We start from the raw sequence: 15090 nt of genomic DNA, 5'->3' as shown, positions 1-15090 counted from the left end.
TTTATATAAAGGGAAAATCCCTTAATAACATAATGAAAATAGACTTACGGGCGAACCAATAGTTTTCGAGCTGCTCCCTCGTCTGTAATGAGTACCTTTTTCGGACCATGTTTCATAAAAGCTGCAATCGCATCTGCTTTAGATGAACCGCCTGCTACTGCCATGATGAAATCACTGTTGTGAAGCTCATCAAGCTGCAATCCGATCGTACGGACGCGATGAACGACTTCCCCTTGCTGGTTAAAGTAGTAGCCAAACGCTTCAGCGACGGCTTTTTCTTCATCCAGTTTTTCCAAAAGGGATGGGTTGGAATTCCTGCGTTCTGCCATTGTTTTAGCATCACCAATCCCGTGCAGCACTATACCAGCGGAGTGTATGAGCTCCATCACTTCTTTAACACCAGGTTCAGCCATTAAAGAAAGATAGGTTTCTTTGCTGAGCTGATCCGGCAAATGAAGCAGCCTGTATTCACCGTTGGCTTTTTGAGCCATTGTTGAACAGATCGTGTTGGCCTGGTTTTCAACTTTCTCGCCAAGTCCGCCGCGAGCTGGAACAAACAGCAATTGCTGGCCTTTTTGAATCGGTGTCATCATCTCTGCAACAGAGGCAAGAGTCGTCCCGCCTGTTACGGCAATGATGTTTTTCGCTGAAAGCTGACGTTTAAGTCTGTCAGCAGCAGCTTTACCCATATCGTTCTTGACCCAAAGATCTTGATCACTGTCACCTGGTACTACGATGACTTCAGAAAGATTTAACATTTCCTTCAGACCTGATTCTAAAACATGCAAACCTGACAATTCCTTCATCATCTCAGAGAGTTCTACTAAAATATCATGCCCCTCTGAAGTTAATGACATGCCAGACGTCTGAATGGTCAGAAGCCCTTGATCTTTTAAAAAGGAAACCTCAGAACGCAAAACCCGTTCTGTCATGTTCAGGGTCGAAGCTAAGCTTCTTCTGCCAATGGGCTCATGGATTCTTACCACATTTAAAACGTTGTAGCGTTTCCGCATCGTATCCAGAAGGTCTGGCAGCAATTTTTTTTGAACATCTAATAGATTCTTCATTGCACATTCTCCTGATCCAATGGGATTACGTTACGTTTGTTTGTTTTGGGTAAAAGATGCCTCATTGGACACTTTTCGTCCCGGTTAGTCATTTTTTGTCCCATCAGCGTAAGAAAATAACTTGGTGTTACCCAAGTATGTCATTGCCAATTGTATAATTCCCTGATCGCATGAATTTCAAACGTGCCAGAAATTACTTTTTGTCATAAAAAAGTCAAATTTCCTTCTGGCAAGTTTATATTATCAAATACTTTCACTACATTTCAACAACTTTTACTTATTAAAAATTAGTAAGCGCTTTCTTTACTTTATCAATGGAGATGATCCCATAATCGATTTCTGCGCCTTCCACTTCTATGACGGGGATCATTAATCCGTATTTTTCAAGAAGTACGTCGTCTTTATATATGTCTACCGTTTCCATTGTGAACGGTATCTCTTTTTGCAGGTCTTGTAATAGTTTATGCGCCTTATCGCAGAGTGGACAATGTTCTTTTGTATAAAATATCAAGTTTTTTGTGCCCATTTTCGATTCTCCTTTTTAAACGATTGTTTAACTATGCTGTTAGTTTATCATGAAATTATTGGTTTAAAGGAAAAACCGTTTTCGTAAGCTTAGTTGCTCTTGAATGTGGTTGATTTCCGCTCCAGTTTGCTTCAATCAACTAGTCAAAGAAGACTACTCAACAAACCAACTCTCTTTAAAATGAATCAAAGAAAAAGACCTCTTCCGCCTGGAAAAGATCTTGGCTAACATTTATCAAGAGTAGCGTTTTCTTTTTGAAGAGGACGGAATGTTTAATTCTTCTCTATATTTTGCAACGGTTCTCCGCGAGATGCTTAGTCCGCTGTTTTGTTCTAAAAGGGCTGCAAGAACTTGATCAGACAATGGCTTTAGTTTGTTCTCGCTTTCTACCAGCTTTTTAATCTCTGTTTTAGCGGATGTTGCTGAAGCACTTCCGCCATCCTGTGTATATATTTTTGCTGAGAAAAAGGACTTTAGTTCAACTGCCCCTTTGGAAGTCTGCAAAACTTTATTCTTCACAGCGCGGCTTACCGTAGATTCATGCACGCCTATTTGATCAGCTACATCTTTTAAGGTTAAAGGGATGAGGTCATTTTTCTCAAATGAATGAAAATATTTCTCTTGGACTCTAACGATCTCAGAAGTAATTTTAAGAAGGGTCTCTTTTCTTTGTTCCAATGCTTTTTTCAGCCAGTTGAACTTTTGATACGATTCATCTATAAATTTTGACCTTATATTTTTATCCCTTAAAAGAGATGAATAGCTGTTATTCAGCTTCATGACTGGTGAATATTGTTCGTTGATCGAAATGTGAAGCTTTCCGTTTTCCATTGACACGGACACATCTGGATATAAATATGACTGCTCATCTGCTGGCGAAAAAGCTGCCCCCGGCCGTGGATCTAATGTCTGCAGGAAATCTGCCGCTTCTTCAATCTGCTGCGGTGAGACTTTAAGCAGTTCAGCTAGTGTTTTAATTTTTCTTTCTCCTAGCAGTTCTAAATACTGATCGACGATTATGTAGCTTAATGTATTTTCAAATTTTAATTCTGAAAGCTGTATTAAAAGACACTCTCTTAAACTGCGGGCACCGATTCCAGTTGGTTCTAACTTCTGCAGCATCGAGATAAGTTCTTCACACTTCTTTATGGAGACTGTAAATCGTGCTGCTGTTTCTTGCGCCGTTACAGTCAGATAACCGCTCTCATTTAAGCTTAATAAAAGATAATTAAATATTTTGCGGTCCTGTTCCTGAAGAGGAAGCAGAATGGATTGCTTATATAGATAGTCATACAATGTTTCTTGTTCAATGATGAGATGGTCGTAACTTTGTTTATCGGCTGATTGACTGCTGACTCCATTTTTACGTCCGCTTTTTTTCAGCGTTGTAAACATGCCTTTAGGCTCCGCAATTTCGATTAACGGATTTTCTAACGCCTGCTCTTGCAGATAGGAAGTAAGTTCATAACTAGGAACTTGTAAAATGGCGATGGCTTGGCGTAGTTCAGTTGTCATGACAAGATTCATGCTCTGTTGCTGGTACAATCCCATTTCCATTTTGTATCCCTCCCCTTTATTTATGATACTACAGATGTAAGCGCTGTACATCCTACAAAATTTGGCGGAGAAATAACTTGACATGAGAATTGACTGGGGTCTGTCCCGGGACAGACCCCAGTCAATTCTCACACAATTATCACGCATTTTAGGATACAAAAAAATGCCAGCACCGCCCTAGGGCAGTCTGGCATTCTAAACTTTACTATTAAAGTTTTGTTACGTTAGCAGCTTGTGGTCCACGCTCGCCATCAACGATTTCGAAAGATACTTCTTGTCCTTCTTCAAGAGACTTGAAGCCTTCTGATTGAATCGCAGAAAAGTGAACGAATACGTCGTTTCCGCCTTCAACTTCGATGAAGCCGAAACCTTTCTCAGCGTTAAACCATTTTACTTTACCATTTTGCATGGGTGTTTCCTCCTTACAAACGCTATGTAAGCGTTTTAACTCTTTTAACCGTATTACTATGTAAATAAAAAGGCATAAAAAAATGCGTACTCATCTGAATAATCAGAAGCGGATTTAAGTGTTCCACTTCTTATTCAAAAAGTACGACCGCTTTAAATCCAAAAAATATTCACACCGTAAATGGTTAAATAAACTATAACATGCCCAAATACAATTGTCAAAACAAGGGATGGATTTTTTTATTTGATTTTGATTAGGCACAAGAATAGGCTATGATAGATAAGGGTTTTATATACATAAAATTTGCTTTCCACTTAAATTTAGGAGGATAAACATGAGCGAAGCATTTTCAGTTCCTTATTTTAAAGAAAACTTTCAGCAATATATAGAAAGAAATAAAGATGTTTTTACAAAAACACATGCGATGAACGCCTATTACCGCTCTATAGTCGGGACACTGATCAACGACAACTTGAATAAAAACAGTGAGATCGTTCGCCGCATCCGTAATTTAGAAACAGCTTATATCGAAATAAAAAATCAGAATTAAGCTTACTTATTTATAAAAAAGGGTAATGTTTTCACATCCAGAGGTTTAAAATCCTACTCCTCGCGGGCATTATGATGATAGCCCATACATAAGGTTTAAGAAGGATATTTCGCAGATTTGGCGAAATGAAAAGTTAAACAGCATATCGTTTGACCTTGTTTGACCTTTTTTGTATGATGACAGTACAGTTTAAAGTGAAAAAGGAGAAGGAGGATTTCCATGAACTTAATTCCAACAGTAATTGAACAAACGAACCGTGGGGAGCGCGCTTACGATATCTACTCCCGATTATTAAAAGATCGTATTATTATGCTAGGAAGCGCGATCGATGATAACGTATCAAACTCTATCGTCGCACAGCTTTTATTCTTAGCAGCTGAAGATCCAGATAAAGACATCTCGTTATACATAAACAGCCCAGGTGGATCGATCACCGCTGGTATGGCGATCTATGACACGATGAACTTCATCAAGCCGCATGTATCAACAATCTGTATCGGTATGGCTGCATCTATGGGTGCTTTCTTGCTTGCTGCAGGTGAAAAAGGAAAGCGTTACGTTCTTCCAAATTCAGAAGTAATGATTCACCAGCCGCTGGGCGGAACTCGCGGTCAAGCGAGTGACATCGAAATCCACGCTCGCCGCATTATTCAAATGCGTGAACAGCTAAACAAAATCTTGGCTGAAAAAACTGGCCAGCCGCTTGAAGTTATCGAGCGTGACACTGATCGTGACAACTTCTTAACAGCTGAAGCTGCTGTAGAATACGGTTTAGTCGATAAGCTGATCACATCAGTAGACAGCACAGATATTAAAAAATAGAACTTATTAAAAACAGGACCGCTGAGGCGATCCTGTTTTTTTGTTGCACATATTTAGATGACAGCGACAATTTTCCCTTTAACATGTCTTTCTGAAAGTTTGATAAGAGCTGCTGGCACTTTTTCTAACGTGACTTTTTCTGAAATCATAGTAGATATCTTGCCTTCAACAACGAGCTTAGCTAATTCCTCATTCATTGTTGCTAGATCTTTTTGCGCTTCTCTATTGTTTGAAAAATGAGCTGCACCAAGTGCGATCTCATGGAAAGACAGAGCCTGGCTAAATGGTTTTACTGCAGAATAATCTGGGTTACCGGCAATGAAAGCAATTCTCCCATTAAAAGCAATGCTTTTAAGTGATTGTGTAGCATTATCACGGCTCACTGTATCAAGAACAGCATCCACACCTGTATTTTCTGTTATTTCTAAAATGCGAGCATGAACGTCTTCTGTTTTATAAAAGATTGCATCATCTGCGCCGAGCTCTTTCACGTACTCTTCATTTTCAGGAGAACATGTTGTAATTACTTTAGCACCGATGTTTTTGGCGAGCTGGATGGCAAACCCGCCAACACCGCCTGCTCCGCCATGAATAAGAATAGTTTCTCCGGTCTGAAGGTTCATTTTACGAATGAGAGCTTGGTAAGCAGTCATACCCGCACAAGGAAGAGCAGCAGCCTCTTCAAAAGATAACTCATCAGGCATTTTTGCAACGGTGTGAGCAGTAGTTACAGCAAATTCAGCAAAACCACCTTTTTTGGTCAAATTGCCATGATAAAATACACGGTCTCCTTTTTGAAAACCTGTAACACTTTCTCCTATTTCTTCGATAACACCTGCTGCATCCACTCCCAGAATGTGTGGATATGACCAGTTCGGATTTCCGTTGGTCGCAGTCTTGTAGTCTACCGGATTAAGACCCGCAGCCTTTACCTTAACGAGTACTTCACCTGGTCCAGGAGCAGGTTTCTCCGTCTCACTTACCTTCATTTCACGCCACATATTTTTATCTTCAAGCAGCAATGCTTTCATATATAAGTCCCCTTTATGTTATGAGTTATATAATCGAAAAAAATTGATACAAGGGACAGTATATCCATTTTCAGAGAAAGCGAGTAGAAAAGTGCTCAGGCCACTAAATGTAGGGTGTCCTCACTGAATGGACAAATGGGGGATTTGTATTTGTGTGGGGTCTGTCCCCCCCTCTATTGCCTTGAGCATGGCTTTGGCTTTGTTGACGGTTTCTTCGTATTCACGCTCCGGTACAGAATCTGCTACAACTCCTGCTCCGGCTTGGACATACGCTTTTCCGTCCTGGAAAACGATTGTCCGAATAGCGATACATGAATCCATTTGGCCATTAAAACCAAGATAGCCGATTGCACCTCCATATACACCGCGTGCTTCTTTTTCAAGTTCGGAGATAATCTGCATCGCTCTTACTTTAGGTGCACCTGATACGGTGCCTGCTGGCATACATGAACGAAGCGCATCAAAGAAATCTTTGTCTTCTCGCATTTTTCCTTTCACATGCGAAACGATGTGCATCACATGGGAATATCGTTCGATCTCCATGTAAGAGTCGAGTTCAACTGTTCCAAATTCGCTCACCCGGCCAACGTCGTTACGCCCCAAGTCAACAAGCATCACATGTTCCGCACGTTCTTTTTCATCTGCTAAAAGGTCTTCTTCAAACGCCAAGTCTTCTTCACGCGTTTTACCTCTTGGCCGAGTTCCTGCGATCGGCCGGTTCTCTATGCAGCCCTTATCCACTTTAACAAGAAGTTCAGGTGACGCTCCAACGATGTAAGTATCTCTCGACTTGTAATAGTACATATATGGTGAAGGATTCATCGAACGAAGCAGTCTGTACACATCAAAGGGATCTGCTTCCGTTTCCTGCTCGAACCGCTGTGATAGAACGACCTGGAAGATGTCACCTGTTTTAATATACTCCTTTGCTTTTTCCACCATTGAGCAGAACTCTTCTTTTGTGTGAGAAGAACGGACTTTTCCGGTTTGCTTATTATTTTCAAATCCCAAGTCGCTTTTTATAAAAGTCTTTTTTGAAGTCTCCTGTAATTCCCGATAGGTCTTACGGATGTTTTCGCAAACTAGTTCATATTTCGTTTGAATGGTATCTTCTTGGTCGTCAGGATTAACGTGCATATTGCAGAGTATCGTTGTTTTTTGTTTAAGATGATCAAAAACGATCATTTCATCTGTAAATAAAAATTCCATTTCATTTGTCTGATTGGATGGGGTTGGAGGTGAAGGAACATTTTCAAAAGTATGAATAAGATCATAGCCGAAGAATCCGACAGCACCTCCTGTAAATGGCGGCAGATCAGAGAGTTTAGGAGATTTGTAGCGTGTTATATGCTGTTTAACTATGTCTAAAGGAGAACCCTGTTCTTGAATGGTTTTGCTTTCATTACCGTTTAAATAGGTTAGATTCACCTCATACCCTTTTGAAGAGATTACAAGGAAGGGCTTCCTGCCAATATAAGAATACCTCGCCCATCGTTCTCCGCCTTCTACACTTTCGAGTAAAAACGAATAGGTTTCATGACGGACCTTTTCAAATTGCGAGATACACGTTTCATGATCGGATAAGTATGTAAAACCGATCGGGATAACATTATAATTTTGTTTTGTAAGAGACTTAACGTCCTCTATCGATGGGGTAAACATTTTGAACCACCTCTTTCCAATAATAAAAGCCTCGCGCTTTTTACAGCGGAGGCTTGGCTTTTAATGCAACATTAATAAACTAAGAAAGAGGTTTAATCCAGGATTAAATACTCTCAGCTCAGCTCAAGCTATGCTCTCTTCTCTCCACTCATCTCAACTAACTGCTATTCTCCTGATTAGTGATTAATATAAAGGCTAGCCCTTTGTCTGTCAACTGTTCTTTAGAGCGGATCAGCGGTAAAAGGAATGCCTGATGACCCAGATCCAGCACACACTGAAAAATAATAGGATGCTGAAGGTTGCCGTGATCCCGAAGGCAAGACTTAAGAATAGACCGGGGTTTGAAGGGTCTTCAAATGAATAACTGAGCAATGCGAGCGGATAGATAATGATGAAAATAAGCATGAACACCCAATAGATTCTCCTGAGCGTGCTCTTCTTAGGTTTAAGGATATACAGGGTTAAGAGGATGTTGATCAGTGTTAAACCAGCGGCAAACGACCAGTCATACATAATGCTCGTATGGTCCAAAGCAATCGCCCCCCCTTTCCTCTTTATTACTATATTAAGAAACTGTATGCGGCCAACCCTGTAAAATAAAAAAACCGCCACTCGTCCTTCCCATATGGACAAAATGGCGATTTGTATTTGTCTGGGGTCAGACCCCTACTCAGTTTTTGAGACAAACTCCGCGAGAGCTTCGATTGCTTCCTCTTCATCAGGGCCGTCTACAGCTAACACAAGCTCAGATCCAGAACCCACCGCTAAGCTCATGATCCCCATGATGCTTTTTGCATTGACCTTCTTGCCTTCTTTTTCAACGAAAACATCTGAAGTGAAACGGTTTGCTTCTTGAACAAAAAGTGCTGCTGGACGTGCCTGAAGTCCGCTTTTCAACTGGACAGTTACTTTTTTCTCAACCATTCTATTCTACCTCCTCTAGCCATCTTCTCTTTATATCGAAACATCAATTGATGGGTTGACCCGTTCTAAGTTTCTCTGCAATTTCATCAATTTTTCGCAATCGGTGGTTTACACCTGATTTGCTGACTGGGCCGGATGATACCATCTCTCCCAGCTCCTTAAGCGTGATTTCCTGATGGGTTACACGAAGCTGGGCAATTTCCCGCAGCTTGTTTGGGAGCACTTCAAGTCCTACTTGATCATCAATGAATTTAATATTTTCCACCTGTCTCATTGCGGCTCCAACCGTTTTGTTCAAGTTTGCCGTTTCACAGTTTACAAGGCGGTTAACCGAGTTTCGCATATCTTTTAAAATACGAATATCTTCAAAGAATAGAACGGCATGGTGAGCGCCGATCAGTGTTAAGAACTCTGAAATTTTTTCCCCGTCTTTTAAATAGATGATATACCCTTTTTTACGCTCGAGTACTTTGGCTTTCAGCTTAAACTTATTCATCAGTTCAGCCAATGCAACCGTATGCTCTTCGTACATGGAAAAGATCTCAAGATGGTAGCTTGTCTCAGGATGGTTCACTGAACCACCTGCTAGAAAAGCGCCCCTCATATAGGCACGGCGGCAGCAGCTTTTTTTATTAAATTCCTCTGCAATATTGCGAGTAAACGTGAACGATCCGTCAATAATCTTCAAATCTTCCAACAATGCTCTCGATTCTTCTGAAACACGTACGATGTAAACGTTGTTCTTTTTCAAGCGCATCTTTTTTCGTACTAACAGCTCAACGTGATAAGGATACACACGCTTGATCAGCGTATAAATTCTTCTTGCAATTGCAGCGTTCTCAGTTGGAATATCTAGAATCAGCTTTCTGTTGCTGAAAGAGATGGAGCCATTCATTCGAATCAATGCAGCCAGCTCTGCTTTTTTACAGCAGTCCTTCAGTTCAAGCTGCGTTAATTCTTTCTTTGTATCTGCAGCGAATGACATCTGCTTCACCACCTCTCTTTTGTTCCTCTAACTTAACTATTTCTCAATAAGTCCTAACAGCAGATCAGAGACTCTTCTTGCATCATGTCTGACGAGAGTTCCATACTGTATGATATTATCGCAAACCAATCCGATGCCGAACGACTTTAGACGCTCCTCATCGAATAAAACTTGATTTGCGCCTTCTTCCAGATAAAGATCCAGAAACTCAGAAGGGATCTTTTCATTATTCACGATTACGACATCTATAAAATTATGCCCAACATGATCAATTAAAGCCTGAATGTGATCCCCTGCTGTGTAATCCGTTGTCTCACCTGGCTGTGTCATGACGTTGCACACATACACTCTAGGTGCCGTTGCCTCGCGAATTGCCTTTGAAATTCCGCCAACAAGAAGATTCGGCAGAATGCTCGTATAAAGACTTCCAGGTCCGATTACAATCAGGTCGGCTTCCTGAATAGCTTTAACACTTTCACGAAGCGGTTCGATATGTTCATCATTTAAGAAAACTCTTCTAATCTTTTTATTCGACAGCGGGATTTTAGATTCCCCCTGTACAATCGTCCCATCTTCTAATTCAGCACTTAAAATAATACTGTTCTTCGCTGCAGGCAGTACTTGACCTCTTACGTTTAATACGCGGGAAAGTTCCCGGATTCCTGTTAAAAAATCTCCCGTAATATCATGCATCGCAGCTAAAAGAAGGTTCCCGAGCGAGTGGCCGGTTATACCGTCACCCACTTTGAACCGGTGCTGAAACATTTTTTCTACAAGCGGCTCTACTTCAGAAAGCGCAGCGATCACGTTTCTGACGTCGCCAGGAGGAGGCATATCATAATCCCTCCTCAGTCTTCCTGAGCTGCCGCCGTCATCTGCAACCGTAACGATAGCAGTAATATCTACAGGGTAGTGCTTCAAACCGCGAAGGAGAACGGAAAGACCCGTTCCTCCACCAAGCACTACCACTTTCGGCTGCTTCTTCATCTATACTTTATCCTTTCCCATATCTCTGTGGCTGCTGAATGTAACGTATTCTTTGGATAGCGCGTTTCCGATATATTCAGCAAGGGCTACAGAACGATGCTTACCGCCTGTACAGCCGATACCAATAATAAGCTGACTCTTTCCTTCACGTTTGTATTGCGGCACCATAAAGTGAAGAAGGTCAAGCAGCTTCTCTAGAAATTTGTTTGTTTCCGGCCACTTTAAAACATACTCAGAAATGTCAGGTTCGAGCCCTGTTCTCGGTCTCATATGCTCGATATAGTGAGGGTTCGGCAAGAAACGAACGTCAAATACCAAGTCTGCATCGATCGGCATGCCATATTTAAAACCGAATGACATGACATTGATCGTAAACGGATGTGCAGCGTTCGCAGAATAGCGCTGGATGATGCGCTCACGCAATTGCAGCGGTTTAAGGTCTGATGTGTCAAGCACTTGCTGAGCTCTTCCCTTTAACTCTTCTAGCATTTCACGTTCCTGCGTGATCCCTTGAAGGGGGTTTCCGCTTTTCGCCAGTGGATGTGAACGGCGAGTTTCCTTATACCTGCGGACAAGTGTAGCATCCTTACAGTCTAAATATAAAATCTGCGGCTGAATGTCTGATGAGACCGCAAGCTGATCAAGCGTTGAAAAAAGCTGATCAAAAAACTCACGGCCGCGAAGGTCCATTACAAGTGCTACCTTATTCAATTTGCCGGCAGATTCTTGCATCAATTCTACAAATTTAGGGAGTAGTGCAGGCGGCAGATTATCTACACAGAAGAAGCCTAAATCCTCGAAGCTCTGCATGGCCACCGTTTTTCCGGCTCCTGACATTCCTGTAATAATCACCATTTGTACGTCTTGTCTTTCCATGCCATATCCCCCCTGTAAACTATGTTCAATTCTTATGCTGCGGCTCCTTATTAAGCCGGATCTAATCGATAGGAAAGCAGTTCAAAATCAGGTGTATACGTAAATGTGCCAAAAATCATATTGCTTCCTTTTGTCACATAATCCAAAATGTGATGATCCCCTGGTGCCATCGGAAGTTCTCTTACTTCATCAACCGGCTTCCAGGCTAATTTTCCTTCTTCACATTCTTCTAGCGCTTCACCTTCAGAATCTGTTGCTAAAAAGGTAAACATCATCCATTCCGATACGATTTTGTCACCTTGTTTAATAATAAAATTAAATACACCCTTTAATTGCGGGTTCTTTAAATAAATACCTGTTTCTTCACGGTATTCCCGGATAACTGTGTCACGAATGGACTCTTCAGATTCCATTTTACCTCCGGGTGCTACCCACCAGCCCCGTCTAGGCTTTTGCAGCAAAAGCACTTGATTATCCTTGATTAACACACAGTTTGTTACTCTTTGCACATCATTCACCTCAGGGCTTTGTCTATATCGTTTAGTATACTAAATTATGTAACCCCTCACAATACTGACGCCTCAAGGGTTTATCGGATTCAGTATTCTTAGTTTTAAAGTATCGTTTTTGTTTTATTATGTGAAAAAGTTCATTGAAATAAAAACCCTCTTTTTAATGGATCATTGCAAAGGTGGATTGAAAGCCGTTGATTTCCGTTACAGGTTGCTCGCTTTCCGAGGGGCGTGCGGTGAGCCCATTCGTCGCTTTGCCACATTGAATGGTCTCACCTGTCCCGCTAATCCCTCAGGAGTCTCGCACCTTGCACTCCATTCAACTTATCAACGATGCAAAAATGTCGAGAGTATTACTTTAAAACTAAACATAAAAAAAAGGACACGAAGCATAGCTCCGTGTCAAAGTCTTGCCTTTATAAAAAGGGGGTCAATTTCTTATTTTTATATTACCCCACAATTGTTTCACCACTGTTACAAGTTGATTAATTAGAAGTTACGTTTTTTAACTTTTCAGCCAAATTTTCCACATAGTGCTGTGCAGCCTGTGCAGCGATACTTCCATCACCTGTTGCCGTAACAATTTGACGAAGCGTTTTTTCACGAATATCACCAGCAGCAAAGATACCTGGGATCTTTGTTTCCATCTGTTCGTTCGTTTCTACGTATCCGTTCTCGTTCGTGATACCTAAGTCTTTGAATGCTGCATTTAACGGAAGCATTCCGATATAAATGAATACACCGTCTGTTTTAAAGTCTGACTCTTCCCCAGTTTCAGTGTTCACAAGGGTTACATTTCCAACTTTGTTATTTTCAGCGTGAATTTCTTTTACAGAATGATTCCAGATGAAATCAATCTTATCATTGTCAAATGCACGCTGCTGAAGGATTTTTTGAGCACGAAGCTTATCGCGTCTGTGAACGATCGTTACTTTTGTTGCAAAACGTGTTAAGTACACGCCTTCCTCAACTGCTGAGTCTCCTCCGCCGACAACAACCAGTTCACGGCCTTTAAAAAATGCTCCGTCACAGACCGCACAATACGATACACCGCGTCCTGATAATTCTTTTTCACCAGGTACACCAAGTTTTTTGTATTCGGCACCTGTAGAAATAATGATCGAGCGGGCTTTGTATGTTTTACTGCCTGCTTTGATCGTTTTGTATTCTTCACCGTCGATAATTTCTTTTACATCGCCATACGCATATTCAGCACCAAACTTTTTTGCGTGCTCAAACATTTTGTTTGAAAGCTCTGGTCCTAAAATGTGGTCAAATCCAGGGTAGTTCTCAACGTCCTCTGTATTTGCCATCTGACCGCCCGGAATTCCGCGTTCGATCATAATCGTATCCAGATTCGCACGGGATGTATAAACCGCAGCAGTCATACCCGCTGGTCCTGCACCTAATATTGCTACATCATAAATTTTTTCTTCACTCATTAAAGTACACTCCTTATATAAGGAAATTCTTATTTACTATACGTCTATCCTATCGGCTCATAGGAGCAAAGTCCAAGATTCTGCTCATACGTTGCGATTTACCCAGCTGATCAGCTTTTTAATCCTTAACGACAGTACAGAAACCGAAACTTCGTACAATTCAGCTATTGCTTTTTGCGTCGATTTTCCTCTTTGCTTACGTGCTAAGTGATCGATCGCAGCAGCGATAGCTTTTTCGTTATCAAAGATTTTTTCGCCGTTAACTTCTGACAGCTTTATAGCTTCTGACCAGTAAAAAAGAACTTGCTCATCGATTGCAGAGCCGCTTTCTTTAACAATCTGAAGAACATCAAGTGCCTGAGTTAATAGAGCTGAAGGACTCCCTACTTCTACAAGAGCTTCTTCATGTGCTAATTTAACCGGAAGCTCCGGATGATGCTCAAGCATGATGTTTGCAGCAATTTCTTTTACGAAAAGAGATTCTTCTTTGCGCATACAAAAATCACGAAGAGTCTCGTAGGCCTCTTCATTTTTATTCCCTCTAAGTAAAAATAAATGCGTGATTTTGTTTTTTTCCAGCCCTTTACGTACTTGCTGGATATGTTCCATCGCTTTAATCTGACGGTCTTTTTTCGGCTTGCTCTGATTTTTCGCAGGAATGCGGTACTGATAGTCTCCGCCTGTCACCGTCAGTTCACCGTTTTGTGCCTTTTCCATATAAAATGGTGCAACATTGCCTTCTGGATCTAAGTCGATCACTTTTTTCCACGTCTTTAAAGACAGCTCTTTATGACCCAGCGCAAAATAAGAAACGGCAAGCATGTGAGTCGTTACAGGATCATAGACGAACGATGATTTTCTTAATGTCTGCAGCCATTTATTCGCATAAACATGCTCCTCTAAAAGACCAAACGTGTTTCCGAGCTTGTACCTGTGCTCTGGGTGCATCGGGTGTACCATTTTCAGCCGTTCCACAAGCTTCCCGCCAGGTTCGTCCATGCCTAAATGGAATAAAAAGATCGCTAAATTACATAAAGCGTTCAGATTACCAGGGTTCTTATCCAACACATCCTGAAGAACATCCATCGCTTCATCAAATTCGCTTTTATAAAAATGAGTAAGGGCTAAATTATTGTATGCTGCCCAAAACTTCGGGTGATTTTCGATGATATCACGAAGCTGCTCTTGTGCAAGCGGAAGGTCTCCGCGCTCGATCGATTGTCTTGCTTCATCATGAGATTTGATCAGCTCCTCTTCTGTCGAAAGAGGCAGACCGTTCGTTGACTTGCTGCCTGTTTCAAGACTGATCAGATCAAGCAGTTCCTGCGTGTCATCAACAAATTCACCATCTGGATCGTATTGCATGTATAACAAAGCATGTTCTTCTGCATCAGAATACATGCCTAAATGAGCAAAATTGTTCGCAAGGAAGAAATGGCATTCTGACATATCAGATCCATTCTCGATTACGTTCAATAAATGCCTATTGGATTCTTCATATTCACCGATCTCAGCAAGCGTTGAAGCCAGCTGACATAAAAAAGAGGGCTCTTCCGGCTGGAAGGTAACGGCCCGCTCAAACATTTTTTTTGCTGTATATAAGTCACGCCTGTTATAGGCTTTAATTCCTTTTTCAAAAAAATAGTCCCCATCTTGGATAAAGGGAAGAACGCGGCCGCCTGCTTCAGTGACCCTATTTCTTTTATACATATACTAGTTCCCCCATCTACTATGTAAACT

General features: G+C 41.3%; 16 protein-coding genes. 2 read left to right on the top strand and 14 right to left on the bottom strand.

The annotated features are described in order from the left end of the window. Nucleotides 1-44: 44 nt before the first annotated feature. The 4 genes from EV282_RS03860 to cspD all read right to left on the bottom strand — a co-directional run bounded on the left by EV282_RS03860 (nt 45) and on the right by cspD (nt 3559). Complete coding sequence (locus EV282_RS03860) at nt 45-1067, bottom strand: sugar-binding transcriptional regulator (RefSeq protein WP_130293938.1); 1023 nt, start codon at nt 1065-1067, stop codon at nt 45-47. 280 nt (nt 1068-1347) lie between these two features. Next, nucleotides 1348-1593 (bottom strand): glutaredoxin family protein, encoded by a 246-nt coding sequence (locus EV282_RS03855; RefSeq protein WP_130293936.1) that lies wholly within the window; start codon nt 1591-1593, stop codon nt 1348-1350. A gap of 234 nt (nt 1594-1827) precedes the next feature. Next, entirely contained in the window at nt 1828-3150 is a 1323-nt protein-coding gene (gene rpoN / locus EV282_RS03850) for an RNA polymerase factor sigma-54 (RefSeq protein ID WP_165389347.1), read from the bottom strand. Nucleotides 3151-3358: 208 nt separating this feature from the next. Continuing rightward, the gene (gene cspD / locus EV282_RS03845; RefSeq protein ID WP_066245685.1) at nt 3359-3559 is read right to left on the bottom strand and encodes a cold-shock protein CspD; all 201 of its coding nucleotides are present in this window, start codon (nt 3557-3559) and stop codon (nt 3359-3361) included. Nucleotides 3560-3893: 334 nt separating this feature from the next. Between cspD and yvfG the strand changes: the two genes are divergently transcribed. Together yvfG and clpP are read left to right on the top strand one after the other, a co-directional pair. Next, nucleotides 3894-4109: a protein YvfG gene (yvfG, locus tag EV282_RS03840; RefSeq protein WP_130293932.1), complete on the top strand. Its 216-nt coding sequence runs from the start codon at nt 3894-3896 to the stop codon at nt 4107-4109. A gap of 219 nt (nt 4110-4328) precedes the next feature. Next, a complete protein-coding gene (gene clpP, locus EV282_RS03835) occupies nt 4329-4931 on the top strand; it encodes an ATP-dependent Clp endopeptidase proteolytic subunit ClpP (protein WP_066245680.1) in 603 nt (200 codons plus the stop codon). 53 nt (nt 4932-4984) lie between these two features. Here clpP and EV282_RS03830 read toward each other — a convergent pair whose 3' ends face one another. From EV282_RS03830 to EV282_RS03785, 10 genes are all read right to left on the bottom strand, one after another. Then, nucleotides 4985-5962, bottom strand: coding sequence for a zinc-binding dehydrogenase (locus tag EV282_RS03830; protein ID WP_130293930.1), 978 nt, complete (start codon nt 5960-5962; stop codon nt 4985-4987). Nucleotides 5963-6082: 120 nt separating this feature from the next. Continuing rightward, entirely contained in the window at nt 6083-7624 is a 1542-nt protein-coding gene (gene trpE / locus EV282_RS03825) for an anthranilate synthase component I (RefSeq protein ID WP_130293928.1), read from the bottom strand. Nucleotides 7625-7855: 231 nt separating this feature from the next. Then, nucleotides 7856-8155, bottom strand: a complete 300-nt coding sequence (locus EV282_RS03820) for a hypothetical protein (RefSeq protein ID WP_130293926.1) — start codon at nt 8153-8155, stop codon at nt 7856-7858. Between the two features lie 135 nt (nt 8156-8290). Continuing rightward, complete coding sequence (locus EV282_RS03815) at nt 8291-8548, bottom strand: HPr family phosphocarrier protein (protein WP_130293925.1); 258 nt, start codon at nt 8546-8548, stop codon at nt 8291-8293. A 43-nt stretch (nt 8549-8591) separates the two neighbouring features. Further along, a complete protein-coding gene (gene whiA / locus EV282_RS03810; RefSeq protein WP_130293923.1) occupies nt 8592-9533 on the bottom strand; it encodes a DNA-binding protein WhiA in 942 nt (313 codons plus the stop codon). Nucleotides 9534-9569: 36 nt separating this feature from the next. Further along, nucleotides 9570-10520, bottom strand: coding sequence for a gluconeogenesis factor YvcK family protein (locus EV282_RS03805; RefSeq protein ID WP_130293921.1), 951 nt, complete (start codon nt 10518-10520; stop codon nt 9570-9572). Next, entirely contained in the window at nt 10521-11396 is an 876-nt protein-coding gene (gene rapZ / locus EV282_RS03800) for an RNase adapter RapZ (RefSeq protein WP_130293920.1), read from the bottom strand. Between the two features lie 50 nt (nt 11397-11446). Beyond that, nucleotides 11447-11905, bottom strand: a complete 459-nt coding sequence (locus EV282_RS03795) for an NUDIX hydrolase (RefSeq protein ID WP_066292588.1) — start codon at nt 11903-11905, stop codon at nt 11447-11449. A gap of 488 nt (nt 11906-12393) precedes the next feature. Next, nucleotides 12394-13350 (bottom strand): thioredoxin-disulfide reductase, encoded by a 957-nt coding sequence (gene trxB, locus EV282_RS03790; RefSeq protein WP_130293918.1) that lies wholly within the window; start codon nt 13348-13350, stop codon nt 12394-12396. Nucleotides 13351-13434: 84 nt separating this feature from the next. Further along, the gene (locus tag EV282_RS03785; protein ID WP_130293916.1) at nt 13435-15060 is read right to left on the bottom strand and encodes a tetratricopeptide repeat protein; all 1626 of its coding nucleotides are present in this window, start codon (nt 15058-15060) and stop codon (nt 13435-13437) included. Nucleotides 15061-15090: the final 30 nt, after the last annotated feature.

The organism is Fictibacillus sp. BK138 (genome assembly GCF_004216955.1).
In the GTDB taxonomy this organism is placed as follows: domain Bacteria; phylum Bacillota; class Bacilli; order Bacillales; family Fictibacillaceae; genus Fictibacillus.
The sequence above is the reverse complement of the archived record's forward strand: the minus strand, read 5'-3'. Positions and strand labels throughout refer to the sequence as shown.